21 protein-coding genes are annotated in these 20,715 nt (G+C 64.8%); 16 read left to right on the forward strand and 5 right to left on the reverse strand.

All coding sequences use genetic code 11. The features are described from left to right. Positions 1-123: 123 nt before the first annotated feature. The 5 genes from AC0L2D_RS13190 (at position 124) to AC0L2D_RS13210 (ending at position 6,702) form a co-directional block, all read left to right on the forward strand. A complete protein-coding gene (locus AC0L2D_RS13190; RefSeq protein WP_473541260.1) occupies positions 124-2,241 on the forward strand; it encodes a pseudouridine synthase in 2,118 nt (705 codons plus the stop codon). After that, positions 2,238-2,792: a 16S rRNA (guanine(966)-N(2))-methyltransferase RsmD gene (gene rsmD / locus AC0L2D_RS13195; protein ID WP_013532356.1), complete on the forward strand. Its 555-nt coding sequence runs from the start codon at positions 2,238-2,240 to the stop codon at positions 2,790-2,792. The genes AC0L2D_RS13190 and rsmD overlap by 4 nt, the downstream gene beginning before the upstream one ends. Before the next feature lie 135 nt (positions 2,793-2,927). Next, positions 2,928-4,316: a M16 family metallopeptidase gene (locus tag AC0L2D_RS13200; protein WP_473541262.1), complete on the forward strand. Its 1,389-nt coding sequence runs from the start codon at positions 2,928-2,930 to the stop codon at positions 4,314-4,316. Positions 4,317-4,465: 149 nt separating this feature from the next. Then, entirely contained in the window at positions 4,466-5,836 is a 1,371-nt protein-coding gene (locus tag AC0L2D_RS13205; RefSeq protein ID WP_473541264.1) for a M16 family metallopeptidase, read from the forward strand. Then, on the forward strand, positions 5,833-6,702 hold the full coding sequence (locus AC0L2D_RS13210; RefSeq protein WP_473541266.1) for a patatin-like phospholipase family protein: 870 nt from the start codon (positions 5,833-5,835) through the stop codon (positions 6,700-6,702). The genes AC0L2D_RS13205 and AC0L2D_RS13210 overlap by 4 nt, the downstream gene beginning before the upstream one ends. 41 nt (positions 6,703-6,743) lie before the next feature. Here AC0L2D_RS13210 and AC0L2D_RS13215 read toward each other — a convergent pair whose 3' ends face one another. Then, on the reverse strand, positions 6,744-7,286 hold the full coding sequence (locus tag AC0L2D_RS13215; RefSeq protein ID WP_473541268.1) for a dihydrofolate reductase family protein: 543 nt from the start codon (positions 7,284-7,286) through the stop codon (positions 6,744-6,746). 224 nt (positions 7,287-7,510) lie between these two features. Between AC0L2D_RS13215 and AC0L2D_RS13220 the strand changes: the two genes are divergently transcribed. Further along, positions 7,511-8,410: an HNH endonuclease gene (locus tag AC0L2D_RS13220; protein WP_224673020.1), complete on the forward strand. Its 900-nt coding sequence runs from the start codon at positions 7,511-7,513 to the stop codon at positions 8,408-8,410. A gap of 73 nt (positions 8,411-8,483) precedes the next feature. Here AC0L2D_RS13220 and efp read toward each other — a convergent pair whose 3' ends face one another. Continuing rightward, positions 8,484-9,053 carry an elongation factor P gene (efp, locus tag AC0L2D_RS13225; RefSeq protein ID WP_013532351.1) on the reverse strand — a complete coding sequence of 190 codons (570 nt, stop codon included), beginning with the start codon at positions 9,051-9,053 and terminating at the stop codon, positions 8,484-8,486. A gap of 117 nt (positions 9,054-9,170) precedes the next feature. On the opposite strand from efp, the gene epmA reads away from it, so the two are divergent. Continuing rightward, positions 9,171-10,211: an EF-P lysine aminoacylase EpmA gene (gene epmA, locus AC0L2D_RS13230; protein WP_473541270.1), complete on the forward strand. Its 1,041-nt coding sequence runs from the start codon at positions 9,171-9,173 to the stop codon at positions 10,209-10,211. A 112-nt stretch (positions 10,212-10,323) separates the two neighbouring features. Continuing rightward, a complete protein-coding gene (locus tag AC0L2D_RS13235) occupies positions 10,324-11,574 on the forward strand; it encodes an NAD(P)/FAD-dependent oxidoreductase (RefSeq protein WP_473541272.1) in 1,251 nt (416 codons plus the stop codon). 23 nt (positions 11,575-11,597) lie between these two features. Here the strand turns inward: AC0L2D_RS13235 and AC0L2D_RS13240 are convergent, their stop codons facing one another. Continuing rightward, positions 11,598-12,014 carry a VOC family protein gene (locus AC0L2D_RS13240; RefSeq protein WP_013532348.1) on the reverse strand — a complete coding sequence of 139 codons (417 nt, stop codon included), beginning with the start codon at positions 12,012-12,014 and terminating at the stop codon, positions 11,598-11,600. Positions 12,015-12,180: 166 nt separating this feature from the next. On the opposite strand from AC0L2D_RS13240, the gene AC0L2D_RS13245 reads away from it, so the two are divergent. The 6 genes from AC0L2D_RS13245 (at position 12,181) to lpxK (ending at position 17,800) form a co-directional block, all read left to right on the forward strand. Next, the gene (locus AC0L2D_RS13245) at positions 12,181-13,524 is read left to right on the forward strand and encodes a TldD/PmbA family protein (RefSeq protein ID WP_063171858.1); all 1,344 of its coding nucleotides are present in this window, start codon (positions 12,181-12,183) and stop codon (positions 13,522-13,524) included. Then, positions 13,511-14,314 (forward strand): 3'(2'),5'-bisphosphate nucleotidase CysQ, encoded by an 804-nt coding sequence (locus AC0L2D_RS13250; RefSeq protein WP_473541274.1) that lies wholly within the window; start codon positions 13,511-13,513, stop codon positions 14,312-14,314. The genes AC0L2D_RS13245 and AC0L2D_RS13250 overlap by 14 nt, the downstream gene beginning before the upstream one ends. A 103-nt stretch (positions 14,315-14,417) precedes the next feature. After that, positions 14,418-14,663 carry a DUF4170 domain-containing protein gene (locus tag AC0L2D_RS13255; protein ID WP_013532345.1) on the forward strand — a complete coding sequence of 82 codons (246 nt, stop codon included), beginning with the start codon at positions 14,418-14,420 and terminating at the stop codon, positions 14,661-14,663. Positions 14,664-14,668: 5 nt separating this feature from the next. Further along, entirely contained in the window at positions 14,669-15,460 is a 792-nt protein-coding gene (locus AC0L2D_RS13260; protein WP_013532344.1) for a lysophospholipid acyltransferase family protein, read from the forward strand. Continuing rightward, positions 15,457-16,773: a lipid IV(A) 3-deoxy-D-manno-octulosonic acid transferase gene (gene waaA / locus AC0L2D_RS13265; protein ID WP_013532343.1), complete on the forward strand. Its 1,317-nt coding sequence runs from the start codon at positions 15,457-15,459 to the stop codon at positions 16,771-16,773. Before AC0L2D_RS13260 ends, waaA begins: the two co-directional genes overlap by 4 nt. 1 nt (position 16,774) lies before the next feature. Beyond that, positions 16,775-17,800: a tetraacyldisaccharide 4'-kinase gene (lpxK, locus tag AC0L2D_RS13270; protein ID WP_473541277.1), complete on the forward strand. Its 1,026-nt coding sequence runs from the start codon at positions 16,775-16,777 to the stop codon at positions 17,798-17,800. Here lpxK and AC0L2D_RS13275 read toward each other — a convergent pair. Then, the gene (locus AC0L2D_RS13275; protein WP_013532341.1) at positions 17,797-18,030 is read right to left on the reverse strand and encodes a DUF2093 domain-containing protein; all 234 of its coding nucleotides are present in this window, start codon (positions 18,028-18,030) and stop codon (positions 17,797-17,799) included. The genes lpxK and AC0L2D_RS13275 overlap by 4 nt on opposite strands. Positions 18,031-18,155: 125 nt before the next feature. Here AC0L2D_RS13275 and AC0L2D_RS13280 point away from each other — a divergent pair, with 125 nt between their 5' ends. Beyond that, on the forward strand, positions 18,156-18,743 hold the full coding sequence (locus AC0L2D_RS13280; RefSeq protein ID WP_473541279.1) for a hypothetical protein: 588 nt from the start codon (positions 18,156-18,158) through the stop codon (positions 18,741-18,743). 39 nt (positions 18,744-18,782) lie between these two features. Here the strand turns inward: AC0L2D_RS13280 and AC0L2D_RS13285 are convergent, their stop codons facing one another. Further along, positions 18,783-19,709, reverse strand: a complete 927-nt coding sequence (locus AC0L2D_RS13285; protein WP_337122489.1) for a LysR substrate-binding domain-containing protein — start codon at positions 19,707-19,709, stop codon at positions 18,783-18,785. 91 nt (positions 19,710-19,800) lie between these two features. Here AC0L2D_RS13285 and AC0L2D_RS13290 point away from each other — a divergent pair, with 91 nt between their 5' ends. Then, positions 19,801-20,694: a DMT family transporter gene (locus tag AC0L2D_RS13290; RefSeq protein ID WP_024504827.1), complete on the forward strand. Its 894-nt coding sequence runs from the start codon at positions 19,801-19,803 to the stop codon at positions 20,692-20,694. Positions 20,695-20,715: the final 21 nt, after the last annotated feature.

A 20,715-nucleotide genomic window follows, 5' to 3' on the forward strand; every position in this document is an offset into this window, starting at 1 on the left:
GACCTCGAAAATCGGGACTCGGTTTTCGAAAATGATCATGCGCCACATCAAAAGTGCTACAGCGTTCGTTGCGCGCCCGAAAGGATGCGCCACGCTGTAGCAGCGCAAACGGATAAAGGCCACATGGACGACAACGACAAGAAATTCCGACCCAGGAAGGGGCCGGCCAAGAGTGGGCCGAAAGCCGCGGGACCGCGCAGCCGCGATGGCGCCGCGGGCAAGGGCGGCAAACCGTCCTTTGGCGCCAAGAAACCTTACGCACCGCGTGGCGACCGGCCGATGGCTGCCGATGGCGAGCGGCCGAAGCGCGATTTCAAGGGCGGCGACAAGCCTTTCAGCAAAGGCCCGCGTCCCGAAGGCAAGCCCTTTGAAAAGCGCGAAGGACCGCGCAAGCCCTATGCGCCGCGCGGCGATCGCCCAACGGCCGCCGAAGGCGAGCGCAAGCCCTTTGAAAAGCGCGAAGGGCCGCGCAAGCCCTATGCGCCGCGCGGCGATCGCCCAATGGCCGCCGAAGGCGAGCGCAAGCCCTATGAAAAGCGCGAAGGACCGCGCAAGCCCTACGCACCGCGCGGCGACCGCCCGGTGGCCGCTGAAGGCGAGCGCAAGCCCTACGAGAAGCGCGAAGGGCCACGCAAACCCTATGCACCGCGGGGCGACCGGCCGGCTGGGGCGGCAGCGGGCGGCGAAAAGCGCTTCGACCGTCCCAAGCGCGATTTCGGTGACCGCGCCCCCCGTGACGCCGGCGATCGCCCAAAGCGTGACTTCGCCGACCGCCCCAAGCGTGACTTCGGCGATCGCCCGAAGCGGGATTTCAACGATCGGCCGCAAGGCGCGTCAGGCGGCAGCTTCAAGCCACGCCCGCGTCCCGCCGAGGCTGCGGAAGAGGCAGGCGAGCGCATCGCCAAGCGGCTGGCCCGCGCCGGCCTCGCCTCGCGCCGCGATGCCGAGGAGCTGATCGCCGCCGGCCGCGTCAAGGTCAATGGCCGCGCCCTGACTTCACCGGCCTTCAACGTGATGCCTGATGACATCATCCATCTCGACGGTATGGAAATCCCGCCGATCGAGCGCACAAGGCTGTTCCTGTTCCACAAGCCGGCCGGCGTCGTCACCACCAACCGCGATCCCGAGGGCCGCAAGACTGTCTTCGACGTGCTGCCGGCTGAATTGCCGCGGCTGATGACCATCGGCCGGCTCGACATCAACACCGAAGGCCTGCTGCTGCTCACCAATGATGGCGGCCTGTCGCGCGTGCTCGAACTGCCGGCCACCGGCTGGCTGCGCCGCTACCGCGTGCGCGTCCACGGTAAGGTCGAGGAAAGCGCGCTTGCCGGCCTGCGCGAAGGCATCGCCGTCGACGGCGTCTTTTACGGCGCCATCGAAGCGACGCTCGATCGCGAGCAAGGCACCAATGCCTGGCTGACGATCGGCCTGCGCGAGGGCAAGAACCGCGAAGTCAGGAACATCCTGGGTTCACTCGGCCTCGACGTGACGCGGCTGATCCGTATCTCCTACGGGCCGTTCCAACTCGATGACCTCGCCGAGGGCCATGTGCTGGAAATCAAGGGCAGGGTGTTGCGCGACCAGCTTGGCGAGCGCCTGGTCGAGGAATCCGGCGCCAATTTCGACGCCGATGTCACCAAGCCGTTTTCCAACAAGCCGGTGCGGCGCACCGAAGTTCGCGAGCCGGAGCCGGAACGGCCGAAATTCACCCGCGATGGCGAGCGCCGCCCGATCGGCGAGGGCGGGTTGATCAAGAATCGCAAGCGCCGCGAAGGCAGCCGCGATGAGGCTCTGGGCAAATTGTCGACAAGCCCCGACAGAAACGCTGAGAAGAGTTTTGGCGAACGCGCCCCGCGTCCCGAACGCAGCTTTGGCGACAAGCCGCGCGGCAATTTCGGCGACAAACCGCGCGGTGGCTTCGGCGACAAGCCGCGTGGTGCTTTTGGTGGCAAGCCGGGCGGTGGCAAAAAGTCCGAGCGCGAGCAGCGGCCGATCGAGCCGCCCGGCCAGCGCAAGGCCAATGTCTGGATGGCGCCAGGCGCGCGACCGATCGGCAAGGGCAGGGCCGAAGCTGACGCCGCCAAGGCGGCTGACGCCAAGGCGCGCAAGGCCTCGTTCAAACCGACCTATGGCAAACCGGCCGGTGCAAAGCCGTTCGGCAAGCCGCGCGGCGAACGTCCGGGCGGGGCTGGCGGCGGTGAGCGTCCGCGCAACGGTCCCCGAGGCCCCAAAGCGAGATGAGAATCGTCGGTGGTGAGTTTCGCGGGCGTCCGTTGGCGACGCCGCGCTCGAGCGCCATCCGTCCGACGACCGATCGTACCCGCGAGGCGGTCTTCAACGTGCTGGCGCATCGCTTTGCCGAGCAATTGGACGGGGCACGCGTGCTCGACCTGTTCGCCGGCACCGGCGCGCTGGGACTCGAAGCGCTGTCGCGCGGTGCCTCCTACGGTGTCTTCATCGAGGAATCGGCGGAAGGCCGTGGCCTGATCCGCGACAATGTCGAGGCCTTCGGGCTGACCGGCCGCACCAAGATCTTCCGCCGCGATGCCACCGGCCTCGGCGAGGCCGGCACGCTGGCGCCGTTCGGCCTTGTCTTCGCCGACCCGCCCTATGGCAAGGGCCTTGGCGAGCGCGCCTTGCAGTCGGCCAAAGCCGGCGGCTGGCTTCGCCCCGGCGCGCTGTGCGTGGTCGAAGAGGCCGCGGTGGCGTCCTTCGAGCCAGGCCCCGGCTTTTCGGTGCTGGACGAACGCAACTATGGCGAGACCGTCATCCGCTTCATCGAGGCGTCCTGATACGCCTCGTATCCTTGGCCGGGCATCCATGGGCCGGCCTCTTTGCCGCCGCCTTTGCCGGCAACATGATCAACAAATCACTTTGCTTGTCGCCAGCACCTTGCCTATCGTCTGTCGACAGAACCGGAGCCGTTGATGACATCCAGGATTGAATGGCTGCGGGGAACGCTGTTGGCGACCTCCTTGGCTTTTGTCACGACCAGCCCGGTGCTGGCCGAGAGCCCCGTCTTGCCCAACACGGTTCCGGCCGAGTTCAAGGTCACGGATTTCCTGCTCGACAACGGCATGGAGGTGGTCGTCATTCCCGACCACCGTGCGCCGATCGTCACCCACATGGTCTGGTACAAGATCGGCAGCGCCGACGAGCCGCCCGGCAAATCCGGCATCGCGCATTTCTTCGAACATCTGATGTTCAAGGCAACGACCAACCATACGGCCGGCGAGTTCGACCGCGCCGTCTCCGATATCGGCGGATCCAACAACGCCTTCACCTCCTATGACTACACCGCTTTCCACGAGACGGTGGCGCCGTCGGCGCTCGAGCTGATGATGAGCTTCGAGGCTGACCGCATGCGCAACCTCATCCTCACCGACGATGTCATCAAGACCGAGCGCGACGTCATCCTCGAGGAGCGCCGCTCGCGTATCGACAACAGCCCCGAGGCTGTGCTGGACGAGGAGGTCGATGCGACGCTGTGGCAGAACCAGCCCTATCGCATTCCGGTCATCGGCTGGATGCAGGAGATGCAGCAGCTGAACCGCGTCGACGCCACCGCCTTCTACGACAAATACTACCGGCCCAACAACGCCGTGCTGATCGTCGCCGGCGATGTCGAACCGGACACGGTGCGGGCGCTGGCCGAAAAGACCTATGGCAAGGTGGCGCGCGGCCCCGATCTGCCGCCCCGCATCCGCCCGGTCGAGCCGGAGCAGAACACCAAGCGCACGGTCACGCTCTCCGACGCGCGCGTCAGCGTGCCGAGCTTTTCCACGCGATGGGTGGTGCCGTCCTATCATTCGGGAAAGCCGGGCGAGGCGGAAGCGCTCGACCTCTTGGCGGAGATCCTCGGCGGCGGCAATCGCAGCCGGCTGTACCAGGCGCTCGTCGTCCAGCAAGGTATCGCATCCAGCGCCGGCGCCTTTTTCCAGGGCACCATGCTCGACGACACCAACTTCACCGTCTACGGCGCGCCGCGCGGCGATGCCAGGATTTCCGACGTCGAAGCGGCAGTCGATGCGGAGGTGGTGCGCATCGTCAAGGATGGCGTGACGCCATCGGAACTGGAAAAGGCCAAGGACCGCTATGTCAGGTCGATGATCTTTGCCCGCGACAAGCAGGATTCCATGGCCAACATCTACGGTTCGACGCTGGCCACCGGCGGCAATGTGCAGGACGTCCAGCAATGGACGGACCGCATCCGCAAGGTCACCGCAGACGAGGTCAAGGCGGTCGCCGCGCGCTATCTGGTGCTCGCCCGGTCGACGACCGGCTATCTCTTGCCGCAGCAACAGGCGGGGAATTGATGATGAATTCGATCCCCGTGAGCGAGGCAGCCCCCTCATCCGGCCGCTTCGCGGCCACCTTCTCCCCGCTGGGGAGAAGAGGCTGGCGCCAGCGCTGGCAAGCTCCTCTCCCCGTCGGGGAGAGGTCAGCCGAGCAAAGCGGAGGCTGGGTGAGGGGGAGCGCCGGCTTCCGCGATTGGTCGCTGCCGACGATTGCCGCATGGCGTGCCCTCACCACCCTCTTTCTCTCCATCCTCTTCCTCATCCTGCCGGCGCTCACCGCGCGGGCCATGGAGATCCAGTCCGTCACCTCCCCAAAGGGCATCACCGCCTGGCTGGTCGAGGATTATTCCGTGCCGGTCGTCGCCATCCGCTTCGTCTTTGGCGGCGGCTCGACGCAGGATCCTGTCGGCAAGGAAGGACTGGCCAATCTGATGACCGGCCTGTTCGACGAAGGCGCCGGCCCGCTCGATAGTGAAGACTTCCAGATCAAGCTCGACGATGCCGGCGCCGAGATGAGCTTCGACGAGAGCCGCGACGGCATCTACGGCTCGATGCGCATGCTGGCCGAGCAGCGCGACCAGGCCTTCGACCTGCTGCGGCTGGCGGTCAACGAGCCGCGCTTCGACCAGTTGCCGATCGACCGCATCCGTTCCCAGATCCTGTCCGGCATCATCGCCGGCGAAAACGACCCGGACACGGTGGCGCAGAACAAATGGGCGCGCGCCCTCTATGGCGACCATCCCTATTCCCGCTCCGATCAGGGCACCAAGGAAAGCATCGCCGCCATCACGTCCGATGATCTGAAAGCCCTGCACAAAGCGGTGTTCGCGCGCGGCGGCCTGCATGTCGCCGTGGTCGGCGCCATCGACGCGGAGACGCTGAAGAAGAAGCTCGACATGGTGTTCGGCGACCTGCCGCAGAACCAGGCGCTGAGGCCTGTGGCCGATATCGACCCGAAGCTGGCGCAGCATATCGAGGTCGACTACGACCTGCCGCAGACCTCCCTGCAGCTCGCCTTTCCCGGCGTGAAGCGCAAGGCGGCGGATTTCTTCCCCGCCGTGCTGATGAACGAGATCCTCGGCGGCGGCACCTTCACCTCGCGCCTGTTCCAGGAAGTGCGCGAAAAGCGCGGACTGGCCTACAGTGTCAACTCCTCGCTCATCAACCAGGACCACGCCAGCGCGCTGATCGTCAGCACCGGCACCCGGTCCGACCGTGCGGCCGAGACGCTTGGCATCGTCCGCGATGTCGTCAAGCAATTGGCCGAACAAGGCCCGACCGAAGCGGAACTGGCGGCGACCAAGAAATACATGATCGGCGCCTACGCCATCAACAATCTGGACTCGTCCAGCGCCATCGCCTCGACATTGGTCGAGTTGCAGCTCGACGATCTCGGCATCGACTACATGCAGCGCCGCGCCGGCTACATCAACGCGGTGACGCTCGAACAGGTCAAGGCGGCGGCGAAAAAGCTGCTGACCACCGAGCCGACCATCATGATCATCGGCCCGAAACTGGCTGGAGCCGGCAAGGGATGAGCCCCACCTTCGGCATCGCCTTCGGCGGCGGCGGCGCGCGCGGGCTGGCGCATATCCATGTCATCGAGGCGCTGGACGAGCTCGGCATCAAGCCGGTGGCGATTGCCGGCTCGTCGATCGGCGCCATCATGGGCGCCGGCATGGCATCAGGCATGGCCGGCAAGGACATCCACGACTACGCCCGCTCTATCCTCGGCCGCCGCGCCGAGGTGGCCAGCCGCATGTGGCGGGCGCGGCCGGGCACGATAGCCGAAGCCATGCAGAACGGCATCCGCGTCAGCCAGTTCAATGTCGAGCGCATCCTGAAAGCCTTTCTGCCCGAGGCCATCCCCGAAACCTTTGCCGAGCTGAAAATCCCGCTGAAGGTGACGGCGACCGACTATTTCGGTCACAAGCTGGCCGTCTTCGAAGACGGCGACCTGCACTCCGCGCTGGCGGCGTCAGCGGCCATTCCCGCCGTGTTCCGTCCGGTGATGCGAGACGGCAGGCTGCTGATCGACGGCGGCATCTACAACCCCGTGCCGTTCGACCTGATCGAGAACGACGCCGACATCATCATCGGCGTCGACGTCGTCGGCGCACCGGAAGAGGCCGACCGCAAACAGCCGACCTCCGTCGACCTGATGTTCGGCGCCACGCAATTGATGATGCAGTCGATCATCGCCAACAAGCTGAAGCAATGCCGCCCCGACATCCTGGTCCGCCCGGCAGTGTCGAGATACCGCGTCCTCGATTTCCTGAAGATCGACGCGCTGATGAACGAGACGGTGGATATCAAGGACGAACTGAAGCGGCAGGTGGAGAAGGCGGTGGAGGCGCGGAATAGCGCCGCCATCGAGGGGAGACGGGGCAAGCAGGTCGGGTGAGGATGCATCTTCCCCATTCGATCTGAAAGGCTCCAACCGATTTACGACTTCGCCGCCACCGGCGCATACTCCAGCGCCACAACGCCGTTGCTGAACGGCATCGCAGAAATCAGTTCGAGCGACACCGGTTCGCCGCCTGGGAACAGCGGCTTGCCTTGGCCGACGGTGCCGGGATAACTGAGCAGCCTGACGCGGTCGACCAGGCCATGGCGCAGCAATTCCTGCGCGACGCTGAGGCTGCCATGCACATAGATGTTGCCGCCGCTGCCTTGCTTCAGCGTCCTGACCGCTTCCGGCAGCGGTCCCTTCAGCAATTCGGCAGGCTTCCAGTCGAGCGCCTTCAGGCTGTTTGAGGCGACATATTTTGGCAGCGCGTTGAACCGGTCGGCAAAATCTCCGGTTTCCGTCGGCCAGGAGCCGGCAAAGATCTCATAGGTCGTGCGCCCCAAAAGCATGGCGCCGCTATCGGCAAGCTCGTCCTCCTTGAACCTGTTCATCTCGTCGTTCCAGGTCACGCTTGGCAGCTTCTCGACCTCGGCAATGCCATCGACGCTGATGAATTCGGTGACGATAAGTTTTCGCATGGCGTTCTCCTTCTTCGCTCAAAGGACGGACCGCGCAGGGTCATTGCGACACGCTTCATAAAATATATCGCTGCGCTTCGTTGCAGGGTGGCGCTTTCAGCGCGAGCCTGCGAAAGACCGATACCACGGGGAAGTGCGACCGGCCTGGACTAAACCGCAAAGTTCGGATTTTGATGCCACATCTGAAGTAGTTATTATTCCCAAGAGCGCATTGCAGGAAGATCATGGAATTCGGGGTTTTCATTCATCGCTCGGATTCGCGGTACAATGATCGCCCCGCAGAGCAATACCAGTTTCCTCGTCCGTATCTGCGCCGCGTTGAGGCGTGTGTCGGCAAGTGGATCATCTACTACGAGCCCAGCAAGGTAAACGATACACGGGGCTATTACGCTGTAGCGAAAGTCCAGCAGATCATCCCTGATCCTGTGATATCAGACATGTACCTCGCGCTGATTGAGCCCGGAACCTACCTCGATTTCGTCAATCCTGTTCCATTTAATGGATCTGATGGTCTCGTCGAGCGAGGCCTGCTCAACGATGAAGGACGGATTTCGGGCCGTGCCCAATCTGCAGTCCGTGCACTTAGCGCAAATGACTTCAACCGCATCATCGATCTGGGCCTGGATACGAATGAGTTGTTGCTGCCGCGCGTTGATGAGGTCGGCATATCTGCCGGCTTTCAGGATGAGCAGGCGCCATTCGAATTCGAGCAGAGTCGTGATCGCGTAAGCTACATCGGATCGCGAATCGTGCGGGACCGCATTTTCCGTCGCGTCGTCTTACGCGCTTATGACGAGCGCTGCGCAATCACGGGTCTCAAGCTGATAAATGGCGGCGGCCGGGCAGAAGTTTCTGCTGCACATATTCGACCGGTCGAGGCGAACGGGCCTGATGTCGTCAACAATGGGATCGCACTGTCCGGCACTGCGCATTGGATGTTCGACCGTGGATTGATCAGCCTGTCGGACGATTTGGAAATCCTGATCTCCAGACAGGTCAATGACTTAGACAGTGTGCAGGGCTTTATAAACAAGACGCGCCGCGCGCTTCCGCCTCGCCGACAGCTCGAACGCCCGCATCCTCATTTCTTGCAATGGCACCGCGAGCACTGCTTCAAGCAATAAGCGGTCAAAGCTGCCCCGTCCATGGGAAGGCTTTGCTTGGAGGCGTTTGGTCGTTTGGGCGGGAAGAACCCCCTCAGTCCTTCGCCCGCTCCACATAAGCCCCATCCGCCGTCATCACCACCACGCGGGTGCCCGGCGCGATGTGGGGGGGCACCAGGGTGCGTACGCCGTTGGACAGCACGGCCGGCTTGTAGGACGACGAGGCCGTCTGTCCCTTGGTCGTCGGCTCGGTTTCCACCACTTCGAAGGTGGCGCGCTGCGGCAGCACCAGGGAGATTGCAATGCCGTTGAACTGCGACACCTGCACGGCCATGCCTTCCAGCAGGTAAGGCGCCATGTCGCCGACCACCGCTTCCGACACCGCCACCTGGTCGTAGGTTTCCGGGTTCATGAAGTGAAAGCCTTCGCCGTCGCGGTAGAGGAAGGTGTGCTCGCGCTCTTCGACATAGGCGCGCTCGACCTGCTCGGTGGTGCGGTAGCGTTCCGAAACCTTCACCCCGTCGCCGATGCGGCGCATGTCGAGCTGCGTTACCGGCGTGCCCTTGCCTGGGTGGATGTTTTCGGCAAAGAGGATCACATAAAGCTTGCCGTCCTTGTCGACGACATTGCCTTTGCGGAGCGAACTGGCGATGACTTTCACCACGGTTTTAAATCCTGCAAGAAGAGTTGACTGGCGTTTGCCGGCTAGTGCGGCGCTGGATGGGGGCCTACCGCATCTTGGCCGCCGCCGCCAGCCCCCTTCCACCATGTTCCGAGCCGCATGACCGAAGCTTCGCCCTGGTGGACGCCTGACGTTCACGCCGACCGCCGCCCGCGGCTGATGCTGCGCAATGGCATCGCCGCCGGCCTGCGCGACTGGTTCGCCGCCCATGATTTCGTCGAGGTGCAAACGGCGGCGCTGCAGGTCTCGCCCGGCAATGAGGCGCATCTGGCGGCTTTCGCCACGGAAGCGGTCGGGCCGGACGGTGCAAGGGCGCCACTCTATCTCCACACCTCGCCGGAATTCGCCTGCAAGAAGTTGATCGCCGCCGGTGAAACCAGGATTTTCAGCTTCGGTCCGGTCTATCGCAACCGCGAGCGCGGCCCCTTGCATCATCCCGAATTCACCATGCTCGAATGGTACAGGGTGGGCGAGGCCTATGAGAGCCTGATGCTGGATTGTGCGGCCTTTCTGGCGCTGGCCGCGACAAGGACAGGGGCGACTCTTTTCTCTTTCCGGGGCCGCGACTGCGATCCGTTTGCCGAGCCGGAACGACTGACGGTGGCGGACGCTTTCGCCCACCATGCCGGCATCGACCTGCTGGCCACGGTCGCCGCCGACGGCAGCACCGACCGCGACGCGCTGCACGCCGCCTTGACCCATGTCGGCCTGCGCACCGCGCCCGACGACAGCTGGGCCGATCTGTTCAGCCGGGTGATGGTGGAAAAGGTCGAGCCATTTCTCGGGCAGGGCCGCGCGACCATCCTGTGCGAATATCCCGTCGCCGAGGCGGCACTGGCGCGGCCGAGCCAGCGCGACCCGCGCGTCGCCGAGCGTTTCGAGCTCTATTGCTGCGGCGTCGAACTCGCCAACGGCTTTGGCGAACTGACCGACGCCGACGAGCAGCGCCGGCGCTTTGTTATCGAGATGGACGAGAAGCAGCGCGTCTATGGCGAGCGCTATCCGCTGGACGAGGATTTTCTCTCAGCCCTTGCCATCATGCCGCCGGCCAGCGGCATCGCACTCGGCTTCGACCGGCTGGCGATGCTGGCGACCGGCGCGCAAAAAATCGAGGACGTGATCTGGACGCCTGTCGCCTGAGGGCGGAAAGATCTGGCCTATTCGATTCCAGGGATCAAGACTGGACCGTGACCCCGAACCAAGAGACCACATGATCGGTACTGGATTTCAGGGTCAATCGGGAAGATCTACAGTGGCTGCTTCTGAAACGGTCGAAATCGCCATCGTCGGCGCCGGAGTTGTCGGGCTGGCGACGGCACTTCGCCTTGTCGCCGACGGCCGCGAAGTCCTGCTCATCGATCCGAACGAGCCGGGCTCCGGCGCGTCGTTCGGCAATGCTGGAACGATCGCCGAATATGCCTGCATGCCGGTCGGCACTCCTGCGGTGCTGCGGGCATTGCCAAAGCTGCTGCTTGATTCCGACAGCCCGTTTTCGCTGCGCTGGCCGGCGCTGCTGCAGCTGGCGCCATGGCTCGTTCGGTTCATGCGGCAATCGCTGCCGGCGGCCACCCGGGCCAATGCACTGGCGCTCGCCGGACTGCTGGCCGACGCCCTTCCAGCCTGGGAAGACATGGTCGGGGAGGCCGGGCTGGAGGACCAGATACGCCGCAAAGGCTGTCTTTACCTCTATCGCCGCTTGAGCGATTTTGCCGCTGGCGCCGGCGGCCGGGCAATGCGCGCTGGGTTTGGCATCCACCAAGAGGTGCTGACTCCCGAAGAGGTGGCGGTGCTTGAGCCGGGCCTGCCGGCGACAGCAGCGCATGGCGTGTATTTTCCCGACTCGATCAATGTCACCGATCCGGCAATGGTGATGCGGCGGTTGCTAGGCGCGGTGAGTGCCCGTGGTGCATCGGTGAAGCAGGCAGAGATCACCGGGCTGCAGATCGAGGCTGACGGTGTCCAGCTCAGCGGACCCGGCGTTCGCATCAAGGCTGGCACGGTGGTGATCGCCGCCGGTGCACGGTCGCGCGCACTGGCCGCGCAGGCCGGCGACAGGATTCCGCTCGAGACCGAGCGCGGCTATCATCTGGAATTCCAGACCGACGCGCCGCTGCTCAACCGACCTGTCTGTCCCGTCGATCTTGGTTTCTACCTGACGCCGATGGCTGGCCGCTTGCGGGTCGCCGGCACCGTCGAACTCGGCGGCCTGGTCGCGCCGCCAAATCCGCGCCGGCTGGCGCTGCTTGACCGTGGCGCCAGGCAAATTTTTCCCAGGCTCGGCTCGCCTGCCTCGCAATGGCTCGGCTTCCGGCCGTCCCTGCCGGATTCCAGGCCGGTCATCGGCGCTTCGCGCGGCAGCTCCCGCGTAATTCATGCTTTCGGGCACGGCCATCTCGGCCTGACGCTGGCTCCGATCACCGCGCGGCTGGTCGCCGACTTGATCGGCGGACGCGGCGATCCGGCTCGGCTCGCACCTTTCGCGGCGGGCCGTTTCGGCCGTTGATCGATGGATGCCCTCGATCTGAGCTAGTGCGCGAAAACCTGCTCCAGCGAGCGAAAGCCCTTGAATTCCAAGGCATTGCCCGAGGGGTCGCGGATGAACAGCGTTGCCTGTTCGCCGGGCTCGCCCTTGAAGCGGACCATCGGCCGTTCCAGCCAGTCGATGTCGTCGCGCGCCTCCAGCCGTGTCGCCAGGCGCTGCCAGTCGTCCATCAAGAGCACCGCGCCGAAATGCGGGATCGGCACGACAATGCCGTCGACCTTGCCGTCGCTGGGGGCCTGTGCGGCCTGCGGCCGCAGATGCGCCGACATCTGGTGACCGTAGAGGTCGAAGTCGACCCAGGTCGCTGACGAGCGGCCGATCGCGCAGCCCAGCACCTCGCCATAGAAAACGCGGGTTTCATCGAGATCACGGACCGGGAAGGCGAGATGGAAAGGCGTCATCGAAATGCTCCGTGCAGGCTGCGAACCGATTTTGCGTCACAGGGTTCGCGGTTTGAACCGTCCGCCCCGCATTTTGATTGAAGCCTATGCCATTGCACAAGCCGGACCGGAACAATAGATGGGTGGGCAACGGCCGCACACCGGCCGCACCAGCAGGATTTCAGGCATGACCGACATATCAGACGCAGCAAAATTGACCGACCGCGTCGCGGCCCTGGTCGAGGCTGCCAAAAAGGCCGGCGCCGATGCCGCCGACGCGGTGGCCGTGCGCGGCCGCTCGACCGGTGTGTCGGTGCGTCTCGGCAAGGTCGAGGCTACCGAAGCTTCCGAAAGCGAGGATGTGGCGCTTCGCGTTTTCGTCGGCGGCCGGGTGGCGAGTGTCTCGGCGACGGCGGCGTCCGACCCGAAAACACTGGCCGAGCGCGCCGTGGCGATGGCGAAAGTGTCGCCGCAGGATCCCTATCAGGGGCTGGCCGATCCGGCATTGCTCGCCAAACAGACGCGCGATCTCGACCTGTTCGACGCCACCGAAGTGTCGGCAGACCAGTTGAAGGAAGCCGCATTGGCGGCGGAAGCGGCAGCGCTTGCCGTCAAGGGCGTGACCAATTCGGCCGGCGCCAGCGCCGGTGCCGGGCTGGGCGGCCTGGTGCTGGCCACTTCACACGGCTTCCTCGGCCACTATGTCGGCTCGCGTTTTTCGCGCTCGGCCAGCGTTATCGCCGGCGAGGGCACCGGCATGGAGCGCGACTATGAATTCTCCTCGCGCCAGCATTTTGCAGATCTCGATGCGCCCGAGGACATCGGCCGCAAGGCCGGCGAGCGCGCCGTGCGCCGCATCGGCGCGCGCAAGGCGGCGACCGGGCCGGTCAACGTGGTGTTCGACCCACGCGTCGCGCGCGGCATCGCCGGCCATCTCGCCGGCGCCATCAACGGCGCCTCGGTCGCGCGCAAGACCTCGTTCCTGCGCGACATGATGGGCAAGCAGGTGGCCGCCTCCGCCATCACCGTCACCGACGAGCCGCTCCGGCGACGTGGCCAGGCCTCGCGTCCGTTCGACGGCGAAGGCGTCGAGGGCGAAAAGCTGTTGATGGTCGAGAAGGGCGTGCTCAACCACTGGTTCCTGTCGACCTCGGCTGCAAGGGAGCTGGGCCTCGTCACCAACGGCCGCGGCGCACGCAGCGGCTCCTCCGTTACGCCATCCTCCACCAATCTCGCCATCGAACCCGGCGAGCGGTCGCCGGAAGAGCTGATCAAATCGCTCAAGACCGGCTTCTACGTCACCGAGGTGTTCGGCCAGGGCGTCGACATGGTCACCGGCGAATACAGCCGCGGCGCTTCCGGTTTCTGGATCGAGAATGGCGAACTGGCCTATCCCGTCGCCGAGGTCACCATCGCCTCGAACCTGAAGACGATGTTCCTCAACATGGTGCCGGCCGATGACCTCGACCGCAATTTCGGCACCGCGGCGCCGACGCTCCTGATCGAAGGCATGACCCTTGCCGGAGCATGACCTGACCACTGCCGGAGCCACCGAAGACTTGCCGCTGCTGCGCGATGCCGCCCGCGAGGCGGGGCTGATCGCCATGCGCTACTTCGGCAACAGCCCGCAAGTCTGGATGAAGGGCGGCACATCGCCGGTCAGCGAGGCCGACCACGCCGCCGATGCCTATCTGCGCGAAACGCTGCTGGCGGCGCGGCCCGATTATGGCTGGCTGTCGGAAGAGACAGTTGACGATCCGGTCCGGCTTTCGGCACGCCGCACCTTCGTCGTCGACCCGATCGACGGCACGCGCGGTTTCCTGGAAGGCCAGCGCACCTGGTGCGTCAGCGTCGCCGTCGTCGAGCATGGCCGCACGCTGGCCGGCGTGCTGGAATGCCCGGCGATGGAGGAGACCTATTGGGCGCTGCCCGGCCAGGGTGCTTTCCGCAACGGCAAGCGCATTGCGGTTCGCAAGCTGGCCGAAACGGCCGAGATTTCCGGGCTGAAGCAGTTGACCGACCTGATGCCTGCCGAATGGCAGGCGCGGCTGAAGCGGGCGCCTTACAGCCCTTCGCTCGCCTATCGGCTGGCCATGATCGCCAATGGCGCGCTGGACGCCACTTTCGTCAAGCCGAACGCGCATGACTGGGACATTGCAGCGGCCGACCTCATCCTGCGCGAGGCCGGCGGCCAGCTGCTCGACCAGCATGGCCGCGCTCCACTTTATGCCGGCGAGGTGACTCGTCACGGCGCCCTTGCTGCCGGCAGCGGTGAATTGCTGGCCGTGCTCGCCGGCGTCATCGCCGGTCTGGACACGTGAAAGCGTTTTCCCCGGCGAGATGAATTCATCTCGCCCTAAAGGTTCCAAAGTCGGCGGCTTTGGTCTAGACCTGTGACAAACTCACGATATGTGAAGGACCGACATGGCCGCGGAAGACGGAAAGAAACAGCTTTTGCATCTGGTGTTCGGTGGCGAACTGAAGAAGCTTGGCGGCACCGAATTCCGCGATCTCGACGGGCTCGACATCGTCGGCATCTATCCCGACTATCAATCCGCGCACACGGCGTGGAAAGCCAAGGCGCAAGCCAGCGTGGACAACGCTCACATGCGTTACTTCGTCGTTCATCTGCACCGGCTGCTGGACCCCGACAACAAGGCTGCCGGTTGACTTCGATGGAGCATGACCTGGCGAAAGGGCCAGCAAGCGATGCCGCGCCCACGGGCAGGGGACGCAGCCGCACGACCAAGGCCTTCTGGCGCAAGATTCGCCAACCGCTTGCGCAGTCGCGATTCGTCAAGAACGCCATCGCCAGCCTGTTCGCCCAGTTCGTCCGCTTCGTGCGCCTCACCAATCGCGTCGTCGAGGGATCGGCACGGTTTTCGGGCGGTGCCTATACCGAGTTCGAGCCTGGCATCATCGCCTTGTGGCACGGCCAGCATCTGCTGACGCCTGCCTATTATCCCAAGCGCAAGCCGCTGGTCGCCATGGTTTCGCGCAGCGCCGATGCCGAGCTCAACGCCTTGATGCTGGAAAAATTCGGCATCGAGGCGGTGCGCGGCTCGGGCGGGCGGGAAAATGCCAGGCACCTCGACAAGGGTGGGGCAAAAGCGCTTATCGCCCTGAAAAAGTCGCTCGCCGTCGGCAAGAACGTCGCCATGATCGCAGATATTCCGCACGGCACGCCGCGAGACGCAGGACTTGGTATCGTTCTCCTGGCTCGCCTCTCGGGCCGGCCGCTTGTGCCCGTCGCCATCACCACCAGCCGCCGCAAGGTGCTGGAGAAGAGCTGGGACAAGACCACCATCAACCTGCCGTTCGGCCGTTCGTCGATCGTCATCGGCCAGCCGATCTTCGTGGCGGCCGGCGCCGATGACGCCGAAATGGAGCGCAAGCGCCAGGAAGTGACGACAGCGCTCAATGCCGCGACCGCCGAGGCTTACCGTCTCGTGGATGCTCCGCGATGAGCGGCCGCTGGGCACGGGCCATGCTGTCGGCTTACCGATTCGCGGGTGCGGCAGCCTATCCGCTGGTCGGGCCCTACGTTGCCTGGCGCACCTCGCGCGGCAAGGAAGACCGCTACCGCCGCCGCGAGCGCTATGGCGTCGCCGGCCGCGCGCGCCCCGACGGGCCGGTGATCTGGATCCATGCCGCGAGCGTCGGCGAGACCATAGCCGTCGTGCCGCTGGTCGAAAGCATTCTCGACTACGGCGTCAACATCGTGCTGACGACCGGCACGGTCACCTCGGCGCAGGTCGCCGACGAGCGGCTCGGTGACCGGATCATCCATCAATATGTACCGCTCGATCTCAAGCCGGCGGTCAGCCGGTTCCTCGATCATTGGCAGCCGGATCTGGCAATCATCGCCGAATCCGAGATCTGGCCGATGACCATCCTCGAGCTTGGCGCGCGACGCGTGCCGCAGGTGCTGGTCAATGGCAGGCTGTCCGACCGCTCGTTCAAATCGTGGAAGAAACGCGCCAACATCGCCGAGGCGCTGTTCGAGAACCTGGCTCACGTCGTGGCGCAGTCGGATGTCGATGGCGAGCGGTTTCTCGCGCTCGGCGCGCGGCCGGTGACGGTGTCGGGCAACCTCAAGGTGGACACGTCGCCGCCTCCGGTCGACGAACGGGCGCTGGCGACACTGCGGCGGCAGATAGGCACGCGCCCGACCTGGGCGGCGATCTCGACCCATGACGGCGAGGAAGTGGTCGCGGCTGAAGTCCACGCGACGCTGCACAAGCGCCACCATGGTCTTCTGACGATCGTCGTTCCGCGTCATCCCGATCGAGCCGAGGCGCTTGCGGCGCAGATTTCCGGCATGGGCCTGAAGGTCGCGCGGCGCAGCAAGGGCGACAGGATCACGGCCGACACCGACATATTGCTTGGCGACACGATCGGCGAGATGGGGCTCTATCTCCGGCTGACGGAAATCGCCTTCGTCGGCCGCTCGCTGACCTCCGAGGGTGGCCAGAACCCGCTGGAGCCGGCCATGCTCGACACGGCGGTTCTCGCCGGGCGCAATGTGCAGAATTTTCGCGAGGCCTACCAGCGTCTCCTCGACAGCGGCGGCGCCAAGCTGGTGCGCGATCGCGACATGCTGGCCGGCGCCGTCAATTTCCTCCTGACCAACGAAGTGGCGCGCCACGAGATGATGGCGGCAGGCATTGCGACCGTCGACGAGATGCGCGGTGCGCTGGCGCGTACGCTGAAATCGCTTGAGCCCTACATCCAGCCGCTGGTCGTCAAGTCGCGCCTGAAGGGCGCGAACGGGCGCTAGCGTGGCCTCGGAAGCACCACCATTCTGGTGGGAAGAGCCGGACTGGCGGGTCCTGGCACTGTCGCCGCTGTCGGCCATCTATGCGGCTGCCGCCGGCCGCGGCATGCGGCGGGCCAAGCGTGGGAAGATCGAAGCACCTGTTCTGTGCATCGGCAATTTCACGGTTGGCGGCACCGGCAAGACACCGGTGGCCATCGCGCTCGCCAAGCAGGCCAAGCGCATGCATCTCAAGCCAGGCTTCCTGTCGCGCGGCCATGGCGGCTCCTTCGCCGAGCCGCACGTGGTCGATATCGACCACGACAGCGCCCGGCATGTCGGCGACGAACCGCTGCTGCTCGCCGAACACGCGCCGGTGGCGGTGACGCCGAACCGCGCCGCCGGCGCCCGGCTGCTGCTGGAACGGAATGGCTGCGATTTCCTGATCATGGACGATGGCTTCCAGAGCGCCCGCATCCACATCGACTATGCGCTGGTCGTAGTCGATGCGCGCTACGGGATCGGCAACGGCCGCGTCATTCCAGGGGGGCCGCTCAGGGCCAAAATCGTCGACCAGCTGGTTTTCACCAGCGGGTTGTTGAAAATGGGCGAGGGCACTGCCGCCGACAGCGTGGTCCGCCAGGCGGCACGCGCCGGCCGGGCGATCTTCGAGGCCCATACAGAGCCACGCGGCAAGGCAGGGCTTGCCGGCAAGCGGTTCCTCGCCTTCGCCGGTATAGGCCATCCCGAGAAATTCTTCGACACGGTGCGCGAGGCCGGCGGCGAACTGGCATTGACGCGGCCGTTTCCGGACCATCATTTCTATGCGGAGGACGAACTTGCCGAGTTGGCGGCGACCGCACGCACTGAGGGGCTGGTGCTCATCACCACCGCCAAGGACGCCGCCCGGCTGCGCCACGGCGCCTCACAGGACTTTCTCGACCGGCTCGAGGTGCTGGAGATCGACACGGTCTTCGAACTCGATCACGTTCCCGAGCGCATCATCTACGAGACGCTCGATGCCTGGCGCCAGCGCAAGCTGAAGGGTTAACTGCGCTTACGCAGCTCCGGATGCATCTCGATTTCACGGCGCAGCGAGGCGGTGGCGCTGATATAGGGCTCTTGCCTTGCGACGCTCCAGTATTTCAACTCGTCGAGCGGAATGCTTTCGCCTGTCACCGCGCAGCGCACGAACGCGCCGGGGCTGGTAACCTGGAAGTCGCCATCCAGGTAGCGGATGCGGGCTTCCTTGCCGCCGGGGCCTTCGAAACGGTTCATCATGCGGGGACGCCAGGGTTCATGAGGATTTCATCGCCATAAATTCCCGGCGAGGTCAAGCATGAGACAAGCCTGAGACAATGCTGAACGCTTATTGTGAAGCGGAAAAATGTCGTTGGTGGGCCGCAATGGACGTTTCCTCCACTCGTCTTCCCGCCCTGCTTAGGGAAGTGATGACGCCGCAAGCCGTGCCCTCGGGGCAGGCTGATCCAGTGATGACGGCACTGGTCAAGGCGCTGGTCCAACCGCCGGCGCCGTCTCTGCTCGCGCAGCAGACAGCGCCGGCGCTGTTGATTTTGCCGGTGGCGCCGATGGCCGTCAAATCGCAGCAGATCGCATCCGCTGGCATCGTCGATGCCTATCTTGCCCAGCTTGAGACGGGCGAAGAGGCGGCGTTGGCAACAGTCGTGGCGAGAAAGGCAAAACCCGAAGCCGAAACGCTGCGAGCCTTCTTGCCGCCTTCGACAACCGCCAATGACAATGCCTCCGCCAGGGTTGCGGGGCTGTCATTGCTGTCGCTTATCCCGCCGCAGGCTCCAGTCCCGCGCAACGCTGCCGCCCTGGGTACGCCGGCGGGCAGGCACAGGCCGGCCAATCAATCCCATGGTGCGGTGCCGAACCCTGAGCAGTTGCTGGTGAAAATTGGCTTTGTTTCGATAATGGCCGGTTTGCTAGGAGCGGTGATCCTTGGGTTCGTTTTGTTGTTGCTTCGCTGAGCTTCGAATCGGCCGGTTTTCCATATAGGTCCGGAAGGCCTATCGCTCGGCTTCGATAAACGCCTCGATCTTTTCCTGGGCCAGCCCGGCCTCTGCCGCGATGCGGCGGGCGAGGTCGGCGGCGGCGGCACGCGGCCGCCCCATCGGCCGGTCGAGCCAGTAGGATACCGGGTTGAGGGCTGTGCGCTCATCGACGGGAGTGATGCGGCCCGATTGTAATTGATGTCCGGTCAGCGGCGGGCGGGCCAGCGCGATGCCCAGCCCATAGGCGGCGGCGTCGAGCACCAGATTGTAGTCCTCGAAGCGGCGGTCCTGCGGGCGCGGGCGGTAATCCATGCCTTGCGCGGCAAACCAGGCGCGCCAGGCCGACGCGTCGGAATCGTTGATCAGCGGATATTTGAGCAGCCGGGCAGGGTCGCCGCGGCCGATCTCGCGGGCAAGATCGGGTGACGCGACGGGAAAGACATGTTCCTCGAAAAGCTGCACCGAGATGCGGCCCGGAATGCCGCCGCGTCCACAACGGATCGAGAGGTCGATGCCTTCATCGGCAAGGTCGGCCTGGCGGATGTCGACATCGAGCACGATGCGCAGCTTCGAGGGATTGTTTTCCAGAGCCGCCATGCGCGGCATCAGCCACAGTCCGCTGACCGAGGGAATCGAGGTCAGCCGCACCACCGCCGTGCCACGCGGCTCTACCCAGCGGTCGGAATGGGTCGATATCAGCGCAAAGGCTTCCGCCGTGCGCAGATGCAGCCTGTTGCCTTCGATCGTCAGCGAGACGCCGCGCGCACCACGGTCGAAGACTTTCAATCCCAGCCAGTCCTCGAGCTTGGCGATCTGCCGGCTGACGGCGCCATGGGTGATATTGAGCTTTTCGGCGGCCGCTGAAAAGCTGCCTGTCCGCGCCGCCGCATCGAAGGCGCGCAGCGTTTCGAGCGGCACCATTGTGTCCGAGCTGTGATCCATACTCACAGGTGATCCTCGATTTCGTCGTTTGTCAACCGGGGTGAAAAGGCGTTTTCTGCCTTTCAGGACCGAAGAAATACGGGGCGGTGAGATGAGCGAGATAACGGGCACGTTGAATTCGACACAGCGAATGGACACCACGGCAGCCATCGCGGTGGCGCTGACGGTGGTTGGTTGGGCCTCCGCCTTTCCCGCTATCCGAGCCGGTCTCGCCGCCTTCGGCCCACTGGAACTGGGTGCGTTGCGCTTTGCCATCGCCGCTGTGCCGGCGGCGATCTTCCTGGCCGTCAAGCGCCCGGCGCTGCCAAGGCTCGACGAAGTGTGGCGCCTGGTCTTTGGCGGCGCCATCTTCGTCGCGCTCTACACCGTCATGCTCAATTTCGGCGAACTGACCGTCTCGGCCGGTGCCGCCGGCTTCATCATCAATGTCAGCCCGATCTTCACCGCCATCATGGCGATGGCATTGCTGGGCGAGCGCTTCTCAGGCGTGGCCTGGATCGGTACGGTGATTTCCTTCGCCGGCATAGGCATCATCGCCATGGCCGACGGGCATGGCCTGTCGTTCAACACCGGTGCTCTGTTGGTGCTTGGTTCGGCCTTGTGCTCGGCCGTCAACACCATCGTCCAGAAGCCGCTGTTTGCCCGCCATCATCCATTGACCATTTCGGCTTCGAACATGGTGCTCGGCGCACTATGCCTGGCGCCCTTCCTGCCGTCGGCCTTTTCGCAGGCGGCGGTCGCCGACACAGCAGGCCTCGGCGCCGTCATCTTTCTCGGCATCGTGCCCAGCCTCATCGCCTATGCCGCCTGGGCGACCGCGCTGTCGCGTCTGCCGGCGGCACGTGCCTCCAACTTCCTCTATCTGGTCTCGCCGATGTCCGCGCTGATCGGCTTCTTCTGGCTGGGCGAAGTTCCCACTCTGCTCGGCATAATCGGCGGCGCGCTGGCGCTGGGCGGTGTCATCGTGGTGAATTTGAAGAGATGAATATTGCCGACCGTCCGCTTC

The sequence above is a fragment of the Mesorhizobium sp. WSM4833 genome (assembly GCF_055811095.1).